The organism is Pseudomonas sp. R38(2017) (assembly GCF_002112395.1).
Taxonomy (GTDB): domain Bacteria; phylum Pseudomonadota; class Gammaproteobacteria; order Pseudomonadales; family Pseudomonadaceae; genus Aquipseudomonas.
Genome location: NZ_NEHN01000010.1, coordinates 150351 through 169537, shown reverse-complemented (window position 1 = coordinate 169537; position 19187 = coordinate 150351). Strand labels below are relative to the sequence as shown.

16 protein-coding genes are annotated in these 19187 nt (G+C 60.3%); 8 read left to right on the top strand and 8 right to left on the bottom strand.

The genetic code is table 11. The features are described 5' to 3' along the window. Positions 1–30: 30 nt before the first annotated feature. A complete protein-coding gene (locus CAF87_RS24055; RefSeq protein ID WP_085733383.1) occupies positions 31–555 on the bottom strand; it encodes a DUF962 domain-containing protein in 525 nt (174 codons plus the stop codon). 85 nt (positions 556–640) lie between these two features. Between CAF87_RS24055 and CAF87_RS24050 the strand changes: the two genes are divergently transcribed. From CAF87_RS24050 to CAF87_RS24040, 3 genes are all read left to right on the top strand, one after another. Continuing rightward, positions 641–1324: a Crp/Fnr family transcriptional regulator gene (locus CAF87_RS24050; RefSeq protein ID WP_085733382.1), complete on the top strand. Its 684-nt coding sequence runs from the start codon at positions 641–643 to the stop codon at positions 1322–1324. Positions 1325–1427: 103 nt separating this feature from the next. After that, positions 1428–1676: a helix-turn-helix domain-containing protein gene (locus tag CAF87_RS24045; protein ID WP_085733381.1), complete on the top strand. Its 249-nt coding sequence runs from the start codon at positions 1428–1430 to the stop codon at positions 1674–1676. Then, a complete protein-coding gene (locus CAF87_RS24040) occupies positions 1669–2892 on the top strand; it encodes a type II toxin-antitoxin system HipA family toxin (RefSeq protein ID WP_085733380.1) in 1224 nt (407 codons plus the stop codon). The genes CAF87_RS24045 and CAF87_RS24040 overlap by 8 nt, the downstream gene beginning before the upstream one ends. A 3-nt stretch (positions 2893–2895) precedes the next feature. Here the strand turns inward: CAF87_RS24040 and CAF87_RS24035 are convergent, their stop codons facing one another. Further along, on the bottom strand, positions 2896–3900 hold the full coding sequence (locus CAF87_RS24035; protein ID WP_085733379.1) for an AraC family transcriptional regulator: 1005 nt from the start codon (positions 3898–3900) through the stop codon (positions 2896–2898). Positions 3901–4000: 100 nt separating this feature from the next. On the opposite strand from CAF87_RS24035, the gene CAF87_RS24030 reads away from it, so the two are divergent. Continuing rightward, entirely contained in the window at positions 4001–5074 is a 1074-nt protein-coding gene (locus CAF87_RS24030; RefSeq protein WP_085733378.1) for a fatty acid desaturase, read from the top strand. A gap of 53 nt (positions 5075–5127) precedes the next feature. Here CAF87_RS24030 and CAF87_RS24025 read toward each other — a convergent pair whose 3' ends face one another. The 3 genes from CAF87_RS24025 to CAF87_RS24015 are packed head-to-tail and all read right to left on the bottom strand — an operon-like array spanning position 5128 to position 9163. Further along, entirely contained in the window at positions 5128–6738 is a 1611-nt protein-coding gene (locus CAF87_RS24025; protein ID WP_085733377.1) for an arylsulfatase, read from the bottom strand. Between the two features lie 14 nt (positions 6739–6752). Further along, positions 6753–7568 carry an ABC transporter ATP-binding protein gene (locus CAF87_RS24020; protein ID WP_085733376.1) on the bottom strand — a complete coding sequence of 272 codons (816 nt, stop codon included), beginning with the start codon at positions 7566–7568 and terminating at the stop codon, positions 6753–6755. After that, positions 7565–9163, bottom strand: coding sequence for an ABC transporter permease (locus CAF87_RS24015; protein ID WP_085733375.1), 1599 nt, complete (start codon positions 9161–9163; stop codon positions 7565–7567). Before CAF87_RS24015 ends, CAF87_RS24020 begins: the two co-directional genes overlap by 4 nt. 304 nt (positions 9164–9467) lie before the next feature. On the opposite strand from CAF87_RS24015, the gene CAF87_RS24010 reads away from it, so the two are divergent. Continuing rightward, positions 9468–10481, top strand: coding sequence for an ABC transporter substrate-binding protein (locus tag CAF87_RS24010; protein ID WP_085733374.1), 1014 nt, complete (start codon positions 9468–9470; stop codon positions 10479–10481). A gap of 39 nt (positions 10482–10520) precedes the next feature. Here CAF87_RS24010 and CAF87_RS24005 read toward each other — a convergent pair whose 3' ends face one another. Further along, positions 10521–11441, bottom strand: a complete 921-nt coding sequence (locus CAF87_RS24005) for a LysR family transcriptional regulator (RefSeq protein WP_039764497.1) — start codon at positions 11439–11441, stop codon at positions 10521–10523. 181 nt (positions 11442–11622) lie between these two features. Here CAF87_RS24005 and CAF87_RS24000 point away from each other — a divergent pair, with 181 nt between their 5' ends. After that, entirely contained in the window at positions 11623–12543 is a 921-nt protein-coding gene (locus CAF87_RS24000; RefSeq protein WP_085733373.1) for a TauD/TfdA family dioxygenase, read from the top strand. 48 nt (positions 12544–12591) lie between these two features. Here the strand turns inward: CAF87_RS24000 and CAF87_RS23995 are convergent, their stop codons facing one another. Continuing rightward, positions 12592–14202 (bottom strand): alkaline phosphatase family protein, encoded by a 1611-nt coding sequence (locus CAF87_RS23995; protein ID WP_085733372.1) that lies wholly within the window; start codon positions 14200–14202, stop codon positions 12592–12594. Positions 14203–14303: 101 nt separating this feature from the next. Continuing rightward, positions 14304–15248: a LysR family transcriptional regulator gene (locus CAF87_RS23990; protein WP_085733371.1), complete on the bottom strand. Its 945-nt coding sequence runs from the start codon at positions 15246–15248 to the stop codon at positions 14304–14306. Between the two features lie 165 nt (positions 15249–15413). Here CAF87_RS23990 and CAF87_RS23985 point away from each other — a divergent pair, with 165 nt between their 5' ends. Then, positions 15414–17774, top strand: a complete 2361-nt coding sequence (locus tag CAF87_RS23985) for a TonB-dependent receptor (protein WP_085733370.1) — start codon at positions 15414–15416, stop codon at positions 17772–17774. A 23-nt stretch (positions 17775–17797) separates the two neighbouring features. After that, positions 17798–19141, top strand: coding sequence for an aryl-sulfate sulfotransferase (locus tag CAF87_RS23980; protein ID WP_085733369.1), 1344 nt, complete (start codon positions 17798–17800; stop codon positions 19139–19141). Positions 19142–19187 lie beyond the last annotated feature (46 nt).

Sequence of the window (19187 nt, the reverse complement as noted above, 5' to 3'; positions counted from 1 at the left end):
AGCGTGGGAACGAGCGAATCAGCCTGTGGTTCAGACAGCCGCACGGTTCGGATTGACCCGCACCACACCCGCCCGCGCCTCGATCTGCTCTTTCAGCTCATGCCGCATCCCCAGCATGAACGCCAGTTCGGCCACCACAAACAGCGGCCCGACAATCAACCCGCTCAAGTCATCCACAAACGCCGGTTTGCGCCCTTCATAGTGGTGCCCGACAAACTGGATCGCCCAGCCGATCACAAACATCGCCAGGCCTGCGCTCAGCCAGACCAGGGTGCTCTGCTGCGCCAATACATGCCCGGTCCAGACCGACAACCCCATCAGTACTGTCATCAACACACCGAGTTTCAGTTCCAGACGCAGGTAAAACCACGCCGAAGCGAGGGCGGCAATTACCGCCGGGGAAATCCACAATCCGCCCACCGACCATTCCGGCCGCGACAACAGCACGGCCACCGCCACCACAATCAGCGGAATCCCGATAAAGTGGCTGGCGATGTTGCGCGGGTCACGGTGGTAAGCGGCGTATTGACTCAAATGATCGACGAGGCTTTTCATTGTTGTTCCTCCTGTAGGGTGATCGAATCATGCCCCGGGTTCACGGTTCGCTCTGTCAGGCAGGCGACAATCTTTAGGAGAACGCATGGATAGGGTCTGGCGCGAGCGCCTGCTGACCGGGCAATGGTTCAGTCATCTGCCTTTGTCTTTTCAGGATAGTCTGCTGGCGGCGGCCAAGGAGCGGCGGCTGGCGGCGGGGCAGCGGCTGTTCCAGCGCGGCGATGCGCCGTGCGGGCTGTACGCGGTGCTCGACGGCGCAGTGCGCATCGGCGCGGTCAGCGAGCAAGGCAAGGAGGCGTTGCTGAGTCTGGTGGAGGCGCCGCACTGGTTCGGCGAAATCTGCCTGTTCGACGGCCAGCCCCGCACCCATGATGCTTACGCGGTCGGCCCGTGTCTGTTACTGAATATCCCGCAAGCCACACTGCTGAAACTGCTCGACGAACACCCCGTTTACTGGCGACATCTGGCGTTGTTGATGAGCCACAAACTGCGCCTGACCTTCATTAATCTCGAACAGCTGAGCCTGCTGCCGGCCCCGGCGCGTCTGGCCCATCGCTTGCTGATGATCGCCGAAGGCTACGGCGAACTCGACCCGCCTCGCCGGGTGCTGCAACTGCCCCAGGAGCAACTGGCGTCGATGCTGTCGTTGTCGCGGCAGACCACCAATCAAATCCTCAAGGATCTGCAGGGGCAGGGGATTATCGGGTTGGCTTACGGGGAGATCGAGATCCTTGATGCGGTCAGATTGAGGGCTCTGGCAACGATCTGAAGCTCATAGTATGAAATAGGCTAGACTTGCTGAGATTGCATTAAATGCGATGCATAAATTAATAAATGTGCGCTATGCACTGTAAACAATGCAGGTTCGTGCAATGGAACAACTCGGTGAATTGATCAGAAGCCTTCGAAAAGCGCAAAACCTTTCACAGCAGGCTTTGGCTCAACAATATGGCATGAGCCGCGCGACGATCTCAGGGATAGAAAACAATACGGTTTCTGAGATAGGTCTGCGTAAGGTCGAAGCGATCCTCAATGGTTTTGGTTACGAACTCACCGCAGTGCCCCGACAATCGCGACGCCCAACGCTGGATACTTTGCAGCAGGTGAACTTCCATGACTGAGTCTCCCGACAGATTGCACATCTGTGTCGGTGGTCACGCGGTCGGAACACTCGGTCGCGGGCAGGCTCGATTGGATAGCGTCTTCAGTTACAGAGAAGATGCCAAAGCTGAAAACGCAGTGTCTCTGACGATGCCGACCCGCCTGGAAAGCTATGGCTGGGAGCGTGGTATCCATCCGGTCTTCGAGATGAACCTGCCCGAAGGTGCACTGCGTGATGAGTTGGTCCGTCGCTTCAGCAAAGCGGTCCGCGGCTTTGACGATTTTGCCTTGTTGGCAATCGTCGGTCCGCATCAACTGGGTCGGTTGGCAATTGCCAGTGCACCGGCGATAGATCACCCACCCGAAACATCATTGGCCGATTTACTGGTCCACGATGGTGCCCAAGGTCTGTTCGAGGATCTGTTGCAAGCCTATGGTCAGTACTCAGGGGTGTCAGGCGTGCAACCCAAAGTATTGGTGCGCGATTGTGCCGCTGCCGTCGATCGCTTGACTCATCGGAGTTCTACACACTTGGTGAAAGCCTTCCGTGCTGATGAGTATCCGGAACTCGCGACCAACGAATTTTTCTGTATGTGTGCTGCGCAATACTGCGGTCTCGAGGTGCCGAAGTTTGAGCTCAGTGCTCATGGCAAGTTTTTGGTAGTTGAGCGATTTGATTTGAGTGATACGGGCTATTTAGGTTTCGAGGATTTCTGTGTGCTCAACGGCTGGCCATCAAGAGCCAAGTACGACGGTTCTTACGAAGGTGCTGCTCGACAGATCAAGGCATTTGTATCACCAAAGCTGCTCGGCCAGGCGCTGGAAGCTTTTTTCAAGATTGTGGCGTTGTCAGCAGGATTGAAAAACGGCGACGCCCATCTGAAAAATTTCGGCGTGCTTTATGAAAATTGCGGCGAACAGTCCTCAATCAGGCTGGCACCGGCCTACGACATCATCACCACTTCGGTTTATATCAAGAACGACAGCATGGCGTTGCTGCTAGGCGGCTCGAAGGCTTGGCCAAAGTACAAAGTGCTGATGCGTTTCGGTCGTACAGCATGCAATTTGACGGAGGCCCGTTGTAATGAATTGCTGCAACAAGTTGCTCAAGGCATGCAGGCGGCGATGGTCGACATGTCAGAGTACATCCAACACCATCCCGAGTTTGGAGAGGTAGCTGCTGCAATGATCGAGCAGTGGTCGTCAGGAATAGAGCGCAGCTTGATAAAAGGTTGAAACTCAACGCAACTGATCCCGAAACTGCCCCGGCGTCATTCCCGTCCAGCGCTTGAACGCGCGGCTGAAGCTGCTCGTATCGGCAAACCCCAACAGATAACTGACCTCACTCAGCGAGCATTGCGGATCGCGCAGGTGCAGCAGCGCGAGGTTCTCGCGGCTTTCATTCAACAGTGTGTCGAAGCGACAACCCTCGTCGGCCAAATGCCGTTGCAGGCTGCGCAGGCTCAGGTGCAGGGCCTGGGCGATGCGTTCGGCGCTGGGTTCGCCTTCGGGCAATTGCTCTTCGATGGCGTCGCGTACCTTGCGCTCCCAGGTCAGCGGCTTGAGCTGGGCGAGGGTGCGTTTGAGCACGGCTTCGTTGTGTTCGGCCAGTTCCGGGTTGGCGTCGTCGAGGTGGCTGTCGAAGTCGGTGAGGGCGAATTCGATGCGGTCTTCTTCGGCGGAAAAATGCACCGGCGAGCGGAACACCTTGTGCCATTGATGCGCATCGGCAGGTTCCGGGCGACGCAGGTACACAGCCAGCGGCGCGTAGTCGCGGCCCAGGCGATTGCGGCACGTGCGCACGTAGATTGCGGCAAAGGCGTCGATGGCCTCGAAGGCCGGGGCCGGGTTGTCGGCCGGGATTTTCAGGCGAAACCGGTAGCGATCTTCGCTGCGGGTCAGCTCCAGCTCCAGCGCGTCGCTGACCACCTGGTGATAACGCACGATCCGCTCGAACACCTCCCGCAGGCTGCCGCTGGCCACCAACGCATAGCCCAACGCGTGAAATGTCGTGGGGCTGACGAATCGCGACACCCGCAAGCCGATTGCCGGATCACCGCTGACCTGCACCGCGATTTCCCACAGGCGAGTGGTTGCGGACAACGGGTAACGGGCGTTCGGGTCGTCCATCAGTTGTGGATCGAGCCCGGCCTGCTGGCACAGGGCAGTGCTGTCCAGCCCCAGCGCGTCGAGTTGCTTGCGCAGGGCACGGGTCCAGCTGGCGAGAGAAGTCGGTTCCTTCATGCTGATTGGCGCTTCCGGTCAACAGGTTGGCGTTCTCGGCTACCGCGTCCGGACCCTGCGCGGGGCAGGATGCGAACATCAATAACCAGAGGATGGAAGCATGGACCGTACTTCTGCAAGTCCCCAGCGACACAATGCTGCCCAGCGATCAGCGCATATTCGTGAAGTGGTGCTCGCCAAAGGCGTCGAGCTGCGCGAGCGCTACCCGATTCTCAACCATCAGGACGCCCTCGGTGCTGGGATTCTGGCCTTCGCTCTGGCCGGGATGATCGGTTCGGCGGCGCTCTATATCACTGGGCACATGGCGTGGTGGGTGTGTCTGTTGCTCAATGCGTTTTTCGCTTCGCTGACCCATGAGCTCGAACACGACCTGATCCACAGCATGTATTTCCGCAAGCAGCGCGTACCGCACAACCTGATGATGGGGCTGGTGTGGCTGGCGCGGCCGAGCACGATCAACCCGTGGATCCGCCGGCATCTGCACCTCAATCATCACAAGGTCTCCGGCACTGAAACCGACATGGAAGAACGGGCGATCACCAACGGCGAACCCTGGGGTTTTGCGCGGTTGCTGATGGTCGGCGACAACGTAATGTCGGCGTTCATCCGCATGCTGCGGGCCAGGACCTGGACGCACAAGTTCAGCATCATCAAGCGTTCGCTGAAGGTCTACGCGCCGCTGGCGCTGGTGCATTGGGGCGCTTGGTACGTATTTCTCGGCTTCCATGTGGCCAACGGCATCGCTTACTTGATGGGCTCGCCGATCGAGTGGTCAGCGACCACGTTGTCGGTGATGCAAGTGATCGACATAGCCGCTGTGGTCATCATCGGGCCGAACGTGCTGCGCACCTTTTGCCTGCACTTCATCAGCTCGAACATGCATTACTACGGCGACATCGAGCCGGGCAATGTGCTTCAGCAGTGCCAGGTGTTGAATCCATGGTGGTTGTGGCCGTTGCAGGCGTTCTGTTTCAACTTCGGCAGCAGTCACGGGATTCATCATTTTGTGGTGAAGGAGCCGTTCTACATTCGCCAGCTGACGGTGCCGGTGGCGCACAAGGTGATGCGGGAGATGGGGGTTCGGTTCAACGATTTCGGGACGTTTGGGCGGGCGAACCGGTTTGTTCGCAAGGAAACGGTAGTACGGAAAGAAGTGCAGACGGCTCAGGTTTGAAGGTATTCGAAGCTATCGCCGGCCAACCGGCGATAGCGTTGTATCCGTCATCGTCAATCCGGCTGAAACGGCGACTCACTCAAAATCACCCCGGTCTCCTCCACATACCGCTGCCAATGCTCGATCAGCGCTTCAAGCTTCTGCGGCTGGCTCGACGCCAGGTCGTGAATCTCCCCCGGATCACTCCCTAGATCGTAAAGCTGCCAGGTCGCCGGCCCCACTGGCCCGGGGATCCACACCGCCTTCCACTGCCCCTGTCGAATCGCCCGACGCCCGAATAATTCCCAGCCGGTGACGGTGTGTTCGTCATGCACCTGCGCTGTCTCGCCGGACAAGAACCCCAGCCATGATTTACCGCGCAACGGCGCCACCGGTTTGCCGTGCCACTGCTTGCCCGGATGCCGCACGCCGGCCAGATCGAGAATGGTCGGCGTGATGTCCATCACCGTGCCGAAACCATGGCTGATCTGCCCTTTCAGCGGCAGCTGCGGATAGTGCAACAGTGCCGGAACGCGAATCCCGCCCTCGGTGGTGAACGCCTTGAACAGGCGTGACGGTGCGGTCGCCACCTGCGCCCAGTTCGGCCCGTACCAGACGTAGGAATTGGCGCGGCCGATATTGTCGAGGCTGTTGTCGTAATGCTGGTTCAGATAGGTCAGCAATTCCGGGCCGAACTTGGGGAAGGCCTCCAGCAGTGCGCCTTCGGCACCGTTGTCGGACATGAACAGGATGAAGGTGTTATCGAGCTGGCCCTGCTGGCGCAGGTAATCGACGACGCGACCGATGTTCCAGTCCATGCGCTCGACCATCGCCGCGTAGACCTCCATCGCCCGGGCGGAAATCCGTTTTTGTTCATCGCTCAGCGCTTCCCATTGCGCGGTCAGCTGGATCAGTGGATGCGGCTCGACATCCGGCTCGATCAATCCCAGCGACTTGAGTTTTTCCAGTCGCTCGAGGCGCAGCACTTCCGGCCCCGCGTCGTAGCGGCCACGGTATTTTTCGACGATATCGGCGGGCGCCTGCAACGGCCAGTGCGGCGCGGAAAACGGCAGGTACGCGAAGAACGGCCGGCTCTGATCGCGCTCCTTGAGGTACTGCAACAGCTTGTCGCCGAAAGCGTCGGAGGAATAGAAATCCTTGGGCAACTCGTCGATGAAAGTGTCGTCTTCGATGTACAGCGCCGGGGTGGATTTCAGCAATCCCGGCGTGTGTTCATCGTAGGTCGGTTCGAATCCGTAGTGGTTCGCGGCGCCGGGCAGCAGCGAGAACGAGCGCTCGAAGCCACGGGCGTGGGGCGCCAGTTCGGCGGTCAGGCCCAGGTGCCATTTACCGCTCATCAAGGTCTGGTAGCCGGCCTCGCGCAGCAACTCCGGCAGCGCGACGACACGGTCGTTGAGGTAACCCTCGTAACCCGGTTTGCCGATCAGCTCCGGGGTCAGCGCTTCGGCCATGGTGCCGATGCCGGCGATGTGGTGGTCGGTGCCGGTAAGCAGCATCGAGCGGGTCGGTGAGCAGGTCGGTGCGGTATGAAAGTCGGTCAGGCGCAGGCCGTTATTGGCCAGGGCATCGAGGTTCGGCGTGGCGATTTCGCCGCCGAAGGCACCGATGTCGGAGAAGCCGAGATCATCGGCCAGAATCACCAGAAAATTGGGACGTTGCGGCATCAACAGGCTCCTGTTCAGCAGGCAATGAACGACAGCGGCAGATCACGGATCTGTACCGGCACGCTCGGTTGGTAATGGTCATCACTGGTCAGTTCGTGCAGCAGTTCTTCGCGCAATTGGTGGAAGTCGAAACTGCTGCGCTGGCGCGGATGGGGCAGGGCGATGTCCACCACCTGTTTGATCCGGCCGGGACGCGGTTCCATCACCACCACGCGGTCGGCGAGGAAAATCGCTTCCTCGACATCGTGGGTGACCAGGATTGTGGTGATCTTTGCCCGCTCGCGGATCGCCAGCAGTTCGTCCTGCATCTGCTGGCGGGTCAGTGCGTCGAGGGCGCCGAAAGGTTCGTCGAGCAGCAGAATGCGTGGGCTCGCCACCAGTCCGCGAGCAATCGCCACGCGCTGGGCCATACCGCCGGAGAGTTGATGCGGGTAGGCGCGGGTGAAGTCACGCAGGCCCACCAGGTCGATGAAATCGTTGACGCGTTGCTGCTTTTCGGAGGCAGCCAGCGGCTCGTTGACCAGGCCCAGGCCGATGTTGTCGGCCACCGTCAGCCACGGGAACAAACGGTGTTCCTGAAACACGATGCCGCGCTCGCCGCCAATGCCGCTGACGGCTTTGCCATCGACTGTTATCTGCCCGCGAAACTGGGTGTCGAGGCCCACCAGCAAGCGAAGCAAGGTAGATTTGCCGCAGCCGCTGGAACCGACGATGGCGACGAACTCGCCCTCGGCGATGTCGAGGTTGAATTCGCGAATCGCTTCCAGTTCGAAACCGTCGACGTCGAAGGACTTGCCTACATGGTTGAAGCTGACAATCGGTGCGTTCATGCGTGTCTCCAGCGGGTGGCGCGGATTTCCAGGCGTTGGCCAATGAGGTTGAGCAGGGCGCCGGTGAGGCCGACCAGCAGCATCCCGGCCATGATCAGATCCATGCGCAGCAGTTGTTGGGCGCCGATCATCTGGCTGCCAATGCCGCCGTTGGACGGCATGAAATATTCGGCGCCGATGGTGCCGAGCCAGGCGTAGATCAGGCTCAGGCGCAGGCCGGCGAAAATCCCCGGTGCGGCGCCCGGCAGCACCAGTCGCCGAAGGCGTTGAGCGAGGTTCAGGCGCAGCACCTGCGCGGCTTCGTTGAGTTGCGGCGAAAGATTGGCGACGCTGCGTTGAGTCGCGACAAACAACGGAAAGAAAGCGGCCAGGGCGACGAACACCCATTTCGCCAGTTCGCCGAGACCGAACCATGCGGTGAGCAGCGGCACCCAGGCGAAAATCGCAATCTGCCGCAGGGCGGCGAGGGTCGGGCCGAGCACGCGTTCGCTGGTGCGTGAAAGACCCAGCAGCAAGCCCAGCACGAGGCCGAGGCCGCCGCCAATCAACAAGCCGCCGAGTGTGCGGCCGAGGCTCAGGGCCATGCCCGAGATCAACGTGCCGTCGAGCAATCCGTTTTTCGTTGCCTCGAGCACCACCCACGGACTGACCAGAATGTTGGCGTCGATCCATTGCTGATCGACCGCCAGTTGCCACAACGCAAACAGCGCCAGCGGCAACAGCCACGGCTGCACGCGTTGCCAGCCTTCATATCGTGGGCCGCGACGAATTTCTGCCGTGGCGGGATGCGGCCAGTGCACCAGTTTCCTGTCAAGCAGACCGATGCCGCGATCCATCGCCACACCGATCAGGCCGATCACCACGATGCACACGAAGACGATGTCGAGCATGAACAACTGACGCGCCCAGACCATCAGGTAACCGATGCCTTCGCTGGAGGCCAGCAGCTCGACGGCAAGTAATGAAGTCCAGCCAGCGGCGAGCGCCAGTCGCACGCCGGCCATGAATGCGGGGAGGGCGGCGGGCAGCACCAGTCGGCGAATCAGCAGGCGTGGCGGCAGGCGTAACACGGCGGCGGCTTCGCGCAGTTTCGGTTGCGCATCACGCACGCCGACCAGCGTGTGCAGGGTGACCGGCACCACGATGGCCTTGACCAGCACCACCAGTTTCAGCGTTTCGCCGATGCCGAAAAACACCATGAACAACGGAATCCACGCCAGCGTTGGCACTTGGGCCAGACCGGCGAAGGTCGGGAAGATGAGGCGTTCGAGGCGACGGCTGAAGCCCAACGCTGCGCCGAGTACCGCGCCGGCGGAAACGCCCGCCAGCAAGCCCCAGAACAACCGTTGCAGGCTGATCCACAGGTGGCTCCACAACTCGCCCTGGGACAGCTCGATCGCACTGTTCCACACCAGTGACGGCGCCGGCAGAATCTGTTCGCTCATCCACTGATTGCGCGCCGCCAGCCACCACAAGGCGAACAGTCCGAGCGGCAATATCCAGGGTAAGACGCGGTGGCTCAGGCTTGGCCAGGTGCGCCGGTTTTTCAACGGCGGTGCGGCCAGTGGCAGGCTGAGCAGGGATTCACGGGCCATGGGTGACCTCCGTTGTCGGGTTGGATCGTGTCAGCGGAATTAGCTGTAAACTAATCGTTATAAGTAAATTGAAAATTAAGTATTTTGGAGATAAGCAGCGCCATTTAAGGCCTCCAGCCCTGCGCGCATCCAATGCATTCGAAGAATATTTTCGATGCTCTCTCTGCATACCGCTCTGCATGTCCCGACTTTGCTGGTTTAGCTTGAATAGCTATAAAAATGTGCTTTTTAAGTATTTAAGTGCTGATACGTATTGCGCCTACTTTCGGCTCCTCAATGCCCGCCGTGATCAGGAGCCGCGCCCATGAACTTTCCTTTCAAACGTGTCATCAGTCTGTTTGCCGCGCCGGCCCTGGCGGGTCTGCTGGCGTTCTCTGCCCAGGCCGACGAGCTCAAGGAAATCAGGATTGCCGTGCCTGATCTGAGCGCGGGTACTCAACACAGTGGCGGGGGCATCGTGGACGTGCTGCGCGATCAGCAGATCTTCGAAAAGGCCTTCGCCGATCAGGGCATCAAGATTCAGTGGAGCTTCTTCAAGGGCGCCGGACCTGTGATCAACGAGGCATTCGCCAACGGTCAGGTGGACCTGGCCTATCTGGGGGATCTTGCGGCCATCATCGGCAAGTCCAACGGGCTGGATACGCGCCTGCTCAGCGCCAGCGCCCGGGGTGTGAAGCAATACCTCGGCGTGGTGCCGGGTTCGGGGATCAAGACGTTGCAGGATCTCAAGGGCAAGCGCGTAGCGATCTTCCGGGGCACCGCGACCCAGTTGTCGTTCGATGCGGCGCTGGCCAGCGTGGGCCTGAGCGAAAAGGACGTGAAAGTGATCAACCTCGATTTCAATGCAGCGGTTGCCGCGCTGGCGGCGAAACAGATCGATGCGTCGTGGGGCAGCTCCGGGCTGACTGCATTGCAGGCCAAGGGCTTGGCCGAGTTGCCTCTGAACACCAAGGATCTCGGCGGTGCCGGCAGTGTGCAGTCGGTGCTGGTGGGTACCGGCAAGTTTGTCGACGGCCATCCGGACGCCGTGGCGAAGCTGCTCAAGGCGCAGCAACAGGCAGTGGAGTGGCTGACTCAGGACAGCAACAAGGACGCTTACGTGCAGCTTGTGTCGGGGCTCGCAAGCTACCCGCCGGTGATCCTGAGCCAGGATCTGAAGGATCAGAATCTGAGCGAAGTATTCCCGTCGACACTGGACCCGCTGTTCCTCGAAAACCTGCAGGGTAAAGTGGATCTGGCGGCGCAGCAGAAGCTGATCCGCAAGCCGTTCAAGGTGAGCGAGTGGGTGGCGCCTGAGCTGGCGGCTGCGAAGCTCTGAGTCATGCGGTCATTCCCGCGCAGAGCGTGGGAATGACCCTCAAACCGCGACGCTGATTTCCTGCTTGTCCACCGCCACCAACGTCTCGATCATCGCTCGCGCTGCCGGTGAAAGCCGGAATCCCGTGCGGCTCACAATCCCGCACCGCGCATTCATGCTCTCCAGATTCTGCGGCAGGTTGCGCCAGTGCAGCAGCGCCAGCGAGCCCTGGGCGATGTCCTCGACAAACGCCTCTTCAGTGCCCACGCCAATTGCATTGGATTGCAGCACCACTTTCACCAGCGCGGGGAAGTGCTCGGTCTCGATGGTCGGGGAAAAATCGATCCGGCCGCTGAGATTCGCCAGCAGTTTGCGAATCCCCGGCGGGATCAGCGTGGTCGCCAGCGGGTAGTCGAACATGTCGTTGGTCGACAGGCTTTCCTTGGCCAGCAACGGATGCCCCGGCCGGCAGAAAAATACCCCGCGCTTGGGTGTCAGCGGCTGGGTCTGGAAGTTCGGGTCGGACTCGAAATGACGGATGTCGGCGATGAAGAATTCGATCTCTTCGCGGCTCAGGGCACGGCTGAGTTTTTCCCAGTTATCCACCTGAAAGCAGGTACGCACTTTCGGGTGCGCATTAATGAATTGCGCCACCGCGTCCGGCACCAGTTTTACCGCCGGCGCCGGGCCGCAACCGAAGTGCAGTTCACCGGCATCGAGCTTGGTCATCTGCGTCACTTCGGCGCTGAGCAATGCGGCGCCCTGCACCAGGGTCAGGGCGTGCTGCAGCACCACTTGGCCTTCGGGTGTCGGGCGCAGATCCTTGTTGCCGCGGTCCACCAGCACGCAGCCGAACTCCTGCTCCAGCCCTTGAATGCTGCGGCTGAACGCCGGTTGAGTGATGCCCATGGCGTCGGCCGCGCGGACAAAACTGCGGTGTTCATTGAGGGCGATGAAGTAGCGCAACTGGCGAAGATCCATATGCTTTTCCGGCATCCTAAAAATAGCTCGAAGGCATTTGCGACGAGGGTTGCTTGAGGTTTTAAATGCAAGCTCTTATTCCGTCAACGAAGCATGTGAATATCTATTAGATGTAAATGGAATATAGATAGAGCGTTGTTTCGCTGCCGTCCAACCGCAAGCAGTCGATGAGGGTCTACCCATGAGCAATGCCGCACTCGCTGTAAAACCCGCTGTCCACGCGCTGGACATTCATCCGGTGGCCGGCCGTATCGGCGCCGAAATCCGTGGCGTGCACCTGTCCGGTGAGCTGGATGCCGCGACGGTTGAAGCCATTCAACAGGCACTGGTGCAGTACAAGGTCGTGTTCTTCCGCGAGCAGACTCAGCTCGACGATCAGCGTCAGGAAGCCTTTGCACATCTGCTTGGCGAGCCAGTGGCGCACCCAACCGTGCCGTCCCGCGAGGGCACCCGTTACCTGCTGGAACTGGACGGCGCCGAAGGGCAGCGCGCCAACTCCTGGCACACCGACGTGACCTTCGTCGATGCCTACCCGAAAGCCTCGATCCTGCGCTCGGTGGTGGCCCCGGCATTCGGTGGCGACACGCTGTGGGCGAACACCGCGACCGCGTACAACGAACTGCCGACCGAATTGCGCGAGCTGGCGGACAAACTGGTGGCCGTGCACAGCAACGAATACGACTACGCCGGGGCGAAGCCGGATGTCTCGGCAGAGAAGCTCGAGCGCTATCGCAAGATCTTCACCTCGACCGTGTATGAAACCGAACACCCGGTGGTGCGTGTACACCCGATCAGCGGCGAAAAGAGCTTGTTGTTGGGGCATTTCGTCAAACGCATCAAGGGTTATTCCCAGGCCGATTCTGCACATCTGTTCGGGCTGTTGCAGAGCCATGTGATTCGTCAGGAAAACACCGTGCGCTGGCGCTGGAAAGCGGGTGATGTGGCGATTTGGGATAACCGTTCGACGCAGCATTATGCGATTGATGATTACGGAACCCAGGATCGGGTGGTGCGTCGGGTAACGCTCAAGGGTGAAGTGCCGGTCGGGGCTTCGGGGCAGCGTAGTCTGACTATCAAAGGCGCTGAGATCGTCGGCGTCTGATCTACCCCTTCACGGGCAAGCCGGCCATCCGGCTTGCCCGCAGTACTTTCACCAGACGCCGATCTGAACGAGCTTTTCGGTCTCCGGCTCTCCATAACGAAACCGCTGCCCCCGCAAATCAATCTCCTGATGACTGATGGTCGTGCGGCGCTTCAACCCGCGTACCCACTCGAACAGATACCCCGCATGCTCCTCGCGCACCGCCGCATACGCCGGATCCGCGCCCAGATCCTGAAGCTCCTGCGGATCATTCAACAGATCGAAAAGCTGCGGCCGGAAGCCGTCGTACGCCAGGTATTTCCAGCGTTCGCTGCGCACCATGGTCATGCGGCAACGGTCGATCGGCTGGCCCAGTCGCTCCCGCGCCGGGGCCTGGAAGGCGTAGTCGTACTCGCTGATCGCGTAGCGGCGCCAGTCCGGGTTTTCACCATGCAGCAGCGGAATCAACGAGCGACCTTCCAGTCGATGCTCGGCGCCCGTCACTCCCAGCGATTCGAGAAAGGTCGGCACGCCGTCGATGGTTTCCGCCAGTCGATCCTCCACAGTGCCCCGCGTGACATCCGCCGCAGCACGCGGGTCGCGCACGATCAATGGCACGCCCACCGCTTGCTCCAGCAAAAACTCCTTCTCGCCCAGCCAGTGATCGCCCAGGAAGTCGCCGTGATCGCTGGTGAACACGATCAGCGTGTCCTCCCAGCGTCCGTTGCTCTGCAGGAAATCGAACAGCCGCCCCAGCTGATCATCGACCTGTTTGACCAGGCCCATGTACGTCGGGATCACCTTCAGTCGTACCGGATCTTTGGAGAAATTCAGGCTTTCCTCATGCTGGCGAAAGGCCTGATAGACGGGGTGGTCGCTTGGAGAGGCATTACGTACCGGTTCGAGAATCGATTTCGTACTGTACAATGTGTGGTACGGAGCCGGTACGATGTAGGGCCAGTGGGGTTTGATATAGGACAGGTGTAAAAACCACGGTTTTTCACCTTGCTCACCGATGAAGTCGATGGCTCGATTTGTAGTGTAGACAGTCTCTGAATGTTGCTCGGGAATTCGCGCCGGCAAATGGGCGTTGCGCATTTTCCAGCCGCTGAGGATCTCGCCATTGTCGCCTTCGGCCGCGTTGGCCCAGTCGTGCCAGGGGTTACGCCCTTCGAAACCTTGCTCGCGCAGGTAATGGGTGTACGGCGCGGATTCGCGTTTGTCATCGAATAACGGGTCGTCGGGGAAGATGCCGTCGTGGCGAAAGTAGGGCTCGAAGCCGACTTCATTCAGCACTTCGGCCTGGGCGCTTTCAGGGTTGATCGCCAGCCGCTGCAAGGCATCCACGTTGGCCGTGGCGTGGGTCTTGCCGACCAGCGCAGTACGAATGCCGTGGGGGCGCAGGTAATCGCCGATGGTCAGCTCTTCCAGCGGCAGCGGCACGGCGTTCCATGCCACCTGATGGCTGCTGACATAACGCCCGGTGTAGGCCGACATCCGCGACGGCCCGCAAATCGTGCCCTGGGTGTAGGCGCGGCTGAAGCGCACGCCGGCGGCGGCCAGGCGATCGATGTTCGGGGTGTGCAGATGCGGGTGGCCGTAGCAGGACAGGTAATCGCGGCGCAGCTGATCGCACATGATGTACAGCACGTTGCGCACGGGGTTTTGCGGGTTGGACATGGGGTTCACCGGTCAGAAAGACAGGTGAGGTTTTTCGCTTTCGGCAAGGGTGTTCGGCAAGTGCATTCGGGGAATGCTTGCCATGCATGAAACGCATGGGCTCAGATGGCCAGGTTCGCCAGTGAACACACCTCTTCTTCCACCGCATCGATCGCTTTGATCTGCTCGATCATCGCCTCGGCCAACGGCGACAGCCGATACCCGGCGCGGCTGACAATTCCGTAACGGGTGTAAAGCTCCTCCAGATCATCCGGCAACCCTTCGACCTTCAAACACACCAATTCGCCACGAGCCTGATGCAGCGCATCCGAATAGGCGCCGACGATGCCGATCGCGTCGGAGCGCAGCACCACGCCGAGCAGGCTGGCGCTGTTTTCGCACTCCACGTTCGGGACAAAATCCGGCCGGCCACTGAGGTCGACGATGACTTTGCGCAGATTCGGCGGGCGAATGCTCACGGCCAGCGGATAACTCATCAATTGCTCGGCCGAGACCCGATCAAAAGCGGCCAGCGGATGGCCGGCGCGGCAGCAGAAATGCCATTTTCGCGGCCGCAATCGGTGGGTCAAGTAATCCGGATCCGCCTCAAAATGCCGGGTGTCGGCGACGAAGAATTCAAACTCTTCGCTTAGCAGCCGCTTGCTCAGGCTCTGCCAGTCATCGACCTGGTAATGCACCCGCGCTTTCGGGTAGCGGCCGATGAAGCTGCCGATCGCTCTCGGGATCAATCCTGCCGCTGGCGCCGGGCCACAACCGAAGCGCAATTCCCCCGCCTCCAGCCCGTTGAACTGACTGATCTCGTTGGCCATTTGCTGTGCACCACTGACCAGTCGCCGAGCATGTTCGAGCAGCACCTGCCCCTGTTTGGTCGGCGGTAACTCCTTGCGCCCACGATCCACCAACTGGCAACCGACGCTGTGTTCCAGCGCCTGAATGCTTCGGCTGAACGCCGACTGCGACAGGTTCACCGCCTGCGCGCCCGCAACGAAGCTGCGTTGTTCGGCGAGGGCGATGAAGTGTCTGAGCTGGCGCAAGTCGATATGCATTTTTCACATAAAAAATATCCGGGAAATGCATTGGATATGCATTAGGTCGACTCCTTATAAAGGCAATCTCTTATGCAGTAAATCTTTGTAAAAACATAAATAAATAACTCAAAAGAATATGTGGCACGGAAGATGTCTGCGTGTTTTTTGACCAGGAGCAGCCCCATGAGTCCGTTGAACCTCGCTTCACCGCCGCCGCCACGACGGCTCAAACGTCTGCCCCTGGCCCTGTTGCTGGCGGGGAGTGCCAGTTGGAATCAGGGTTACGCCGATGATGCCCAAACCCCTGTCTCGGCACCCGCAGGCAAAACCGAGACCGCGACTTCGCAACTGGAAACCGTGACCGTCACCACCCGCCGTCGCGAAGAAAGTTCTCAGGATGTGCCGACGCCGATGAGTGTGGTCAGCGGCCAGACTCTGGAAACGCAACGGGTCTATCGCATCCAGGATCTGCAGCAACTGGTGCCCAGCGTCAACGTCGCCTACATGCATGCGCGCCAGTCCAGCGTTTCGATTCGCGGCCTGGGCAACAACCCGGCCAGCGACGGCCTGGAAGGCAGTGTCGGCCTGTACATCGACAACGTTTATCTGGGCCGTCCGGGGATGGCGGTTTTCGACCTGATGGACATCGAACAGCTTGAAGTCCTGCGGGGGCCGCAGGGGACGCTGTTCGGCAAGAACACCACCGCCGGGGTGATCAACATCAGTACTCGCGCACCGAGTTTCACCCCGGAGCGCAGCATCGAAACCTCGGTCGGCGAGGACGGTTACTTCCAGACCAAGGGCACGCTGTCCGGGCCGCTCAACGATGAGCTGGCGGGACGCATTTCCGCCTATCGCACCCGTAGCGACGGCGACATCAAGAACGAATTCAACGGCCATGATCTGAACGGTGGTTCCCGCGACGGTTTCCGGGCGCAGTTGCTGTTCAAGCCCAACGAAAACTTCAATCTGCGCTGGATCGGTGATTACAACGAAGAGGATTCCAGTGCCGGCACCCGCGTGTTGTACAACACCGGGCCGACCATCAATGGCGTCAACCTCTATCAGTCCCGGGCCAATGCTGCCGGCGCGACGCTGGTCAACGGCTCGCACCGCAAGGTCAATCTGGACAACGACCAGCACGTCACGGTGCATCAGGGCGGCACGTCGGTGGAGGCCAATTGGACGTTGCCGAGCGACTTCACCCTGACCTCGATCAGCTCCTATCGCTACTGGAATTTCACCCCGGCCAACGACGATGGCCTCAACGTCGCAGCGACCTATAACGCCGGCGTGTCGGTGGAGGACAAGCAGTACTCGCAGGAATTTCGCCTCGCATCGCCCAAGGGCGAGTTCTTTGATTACGTGCTAGGCGCGTACTACTTCGGTTCGGATCTGGACAACAAATCCTTCGCTTATTACGGCCCCCAGGCCGACATCTGGAATGGCACGCCACGGGGGGCATTGGCCAACGTTGGCAGCGTCGGTCGCGGCCACATCCAGACCGACAGTTTTGCGCTGTTCGCCCAAGGCACCTGGCACCTGACTCCGCGTCTGGATTTCACTGCCGGGGTGCGAGGCACCTATGAAGAGAAGAACGCCTGGGTCAATCGTGATGCGCCGGTGGGTGGCGCAGCGGTGACCGGCGCCGCTGCCACTGCGCGACGCGGCCGGACCGGCGCCTACGATTCCGGCGATCTGAATCAGTACAGCTCCAGCCCGTCCGGCTTGCTCAACCTCAGCTATCGCATCACCGATGATCTGCTCGGCTACGCCACGTTGTCCCACGGCGAGAAATCCGGCGGGATTAACCTCGTGGTCGGCTCGGCTCCGACCGCTGGCGCCGACTCGCTGTTGATCGGCACCGAACGCGCCAACAACGCCGAACTCGGCTTCAAGAGCACCCTGTGGGACCGCCGCCTGCAGCTCAACGCCAACCTGTTCTGGACCCAGGTCAACGCTTACCAGACCAACGCCTACGACGACGTCAACCGCGTGCAATATCTGACCAACGCCGGTTCTGTGCGCTCGCGTGGTGTGGAGTTCGAAAGCACCGTGATTCCGCTGCGTGGCCTGACGCTGAACTTCAACGGCTCGTTCAACGACGTTAGTTACCTCTCGTACAAGGATGCGCCGTGCCCGCCGGAAGTCAGTCTCGCACCGCGTGCCCCGGCCTCTTGCGACCTCACTGGTCACCAAGTGGTGGGGGCCTCGAAATGGATCGGCAACGCCAACGGCAAATACGAATGGAATCTGGCCAACGGGCTGCAACCTTACGTCACCGGCAGCTACGCATTCCGCTCCAAAGCGGTGGGCACGGTCGAGGATTCCGACTACGGCCAGATCCCGAGCTACGCGGTGGTCAATCTCTCCACCGGCCTGCGCGGCGATTTCAATCAGGGTCAGTGGGACGTCTCGCTGTGGCTGAAAAACGCCTTCGACAAAACCTACTACACGACCCTGTGGACTGGCGGCAACGGCGGCTATGAAGGCTTGCTCGGTACGCCGCGCACCCTCGGCGTCACCGGTCGCTACGACTTCTGATCGATCCCTCAAGGAGCTGCATCATGTTGCGCATCAAAACCGCATTACCGGTGTTGTTGTCCGGCGCAGTGCTCAGTGCCGGGGCGCTCGCCGCGCCCAGTGTTTACCCCACCGGAGTCACCCGTTACGACCCGGCCAAGGCCTTCAATCAATATGTGATCTTCAGCGGTGCCGACAAGCAGACACACCTGATCGACATGAACGGCAACGAGGTCAAGAACTGGTCTCAAGCCGGATTCCCGTCGGCAATCATCGACCCGAAACTGGTCGGTGGCGAGCGTGGCCATGTGTTGCTGCAACTGAGCGACAAGGATCCCGGCAAGTTGGGCTCTGCCGGCAACGGCCTCGGTAATCAGAGCGTCGGCGAGCTGGACTGGAATGGCAAAGTCGTCTGGCAGTGGGGCGATCAGGCACCCGGCGGCGCCGCGCAACAGCATCACGACCTACGTCGTCTGAGCAACGGCAACACCGTGGTGCTGGCGAACAAGGTGCACAAGGTCAAAGGCTTCAAAGTACCCGAGGTGATCGACGATGCGATCTACGAAGTCAGCCCCACGGGCGAGGTGAAATGGCAGTGGCTGGCGTCGGATCACTTGAACAAGTTCGGCTTCACCGCCGAGCAATTGAAGCTGGTGCGTGCCAGTGAAAATCCGGATTACCTGCACATCAACAACCTCAGCCTGGTCGGGCCGAACAAATGGTTCGATGCTGGCGACAAACGCTTCAATCCGGACAACCTGCTGCTCGATTCTCGCAACGCCAACTTCATTGCAATCATCGACAAGCACAGCGGCAAAGTGGTGTGGCGCCTGGGGCCGAACCTGCCGCTGGCCAACCCGAAAACCGCGCAGCAGATTCCGCGTCCGGTGGACCAGTTCGTCGGTCAGCATGATGCGCACATCATCCCGGCTGGGCTGCCCGGTGCGGGCAATCTGCTGGTGTTCGACAATCAGGGTTCGGCGGGTTATCCGAACGTTACGCTGGGGCTGATTTCCGGCTCGCGGGTGCTGGAAATCGACCCGGTGAAAAACGAAATCGTCTGGCAGTACAGCGCCGCCAATTCGAAGCAGCCGGGGTGGGCGTTCTACAGCTCGTTCATCAGCAGCGCGCGGCGCTTGCCCAACGGCAACACGTTGATCGACGAGGGTATGAACGGACGGTTTTTCCAGGTAACGGCCAGCGGCGAGAACGTCTGGGAATACGTCAGTCCCTATCTGGGCAAGGCACCGGGCAGCGACGCGATCAGCAACTGGGTCTACCGGGCTCTGCCTGTGAGTTATGACTGGGTGCCGGCAGGGACGCCGCGTTCGGAGACGGCAGTGATTGCGCCGGCCATAGGTGTGCAACAGACCCATGCCAGTCGTTAGTTATTAGGGCTCTTCCGAATCGAAATAAGTTATGAGCGACATGAAT

Excerpts from the sequence above, each read along its gene's own strand:
- CAF87_RS24045 (WP_085733381.1), top strand. The coding sequence starts at position 1,428 with ATGGAACAACTCGGTGAATTGATCAGAAGCCTTCGAAAAGCGCAAAAC.
- CAF87_RS24040 (WP_085733380.1), top strand. The coding sequence starts at position 1,669 with ATGACTGAGTCTCCCGACAGATTGCACATCTGTGTCGGTGGTCACGCG.
- CAF87_RS24020 (WP_085733376.1), bottom strand. The coding sequence starts at position 7,568 with ATGAACGCACCGATTGTCAGCTTCAACCATGTAGGCAAGTCCTTCGAC.
- CAF87_RS23990 (WP_085733371.1), bottom strand. The coding sequence starts at position 15,248 with ATGCATATCGACTTGCGCCAGCTCAGACACTTCATCGCCCTCGCCGAA.
- CAF87_RS23995 (WP_085733372.1), bottom strand. The coding sequence starts at position 14,202 with ATGTCCAACCCGCAAAACCCCGTGCGCAACGTGCTGTACATCATGTGC.
- CAF87_RS23985 (WP_085733370.1), top strand. The coding sequence starts at position 15,414 with ATGAGTCCGTTGAACCTCGCTTCACCGCCGCCGCCACGACGGCTCAAA.
- CAF87_RS24015 (WP_085733375.1), bottom strand. The coding sequence starts at position 9,163 with ATGGCCCGTGAATCCCTGCTCAGCCTGCCACTGGCCGCACCGCCGTTG.
- CAF87_RS24030 (WP_085733378.1), top strand. The coding sequence starts at position 4,001 with ATGGACCGTACTTCTGCAAGTCCCCAGCGACACAATGCTGCCCAGCGA.
- CAF87_RS24055 (WP_085733383.1), bottom strand. The coding sequence starts at position 555 with ATGAAAAGCCTCGTCGATCATTTGAGTCAATACGCCGCTTACCACCGT.
- CAF87_RS24025 (WP_085733377.1), bottom strand. The coding sequence starts at position 6,738 with ATGCCGCAACGTCCCAATTTTCTGGTGATTCTGGCCGATGATCTCGGC.
- CAF87_RS24035 (WP_085733379.1), bottom strand. The coding sequence starts at position 3,900 with ATGAAGGAACCGACTTCTCTCGCCAGCTGGACCCGTGCCCTGCGCAAG.
- CAF87_RS24050 (WP_085733382.1), top strand. The coding sequence starts at position 641 with ATGGATAGGGTCTGGCGCGAGCGCCTGCTGACCGGGCAATGGTTCAGT.
- CAF87_RS24000 (WP_085733373.1), top strand. The coding sequence starts at position 11,623 with ATGAGCAATGCCGCACTCGCTGTAAAACCCGCTGTCCACGCGCTGGAC.
- CAF87_RS24005 (WP_039764497.1), bottom strand. The coding sequence starts at position 11,441 with ATGGATCTTCGCCAGTTGCGCTACTTCATCGCCCTCAATGAACACCGC.
- CAF87_RS23980 (WP_085733369.1), top strand. The coding sequence starts at position 17,798 with ATGTTGCGCATCAAAACCGCATTACCGGTGTTGTTGTCCGGCGCAGTG.
- CAF87_RS24010 (WP_085733374.1), top strand. The coding sequence starts at position 9,468 with ATGAACTTTCCTTTCAAACGTGTCATCAGTCTGTTTGCCGCGCCGGCC.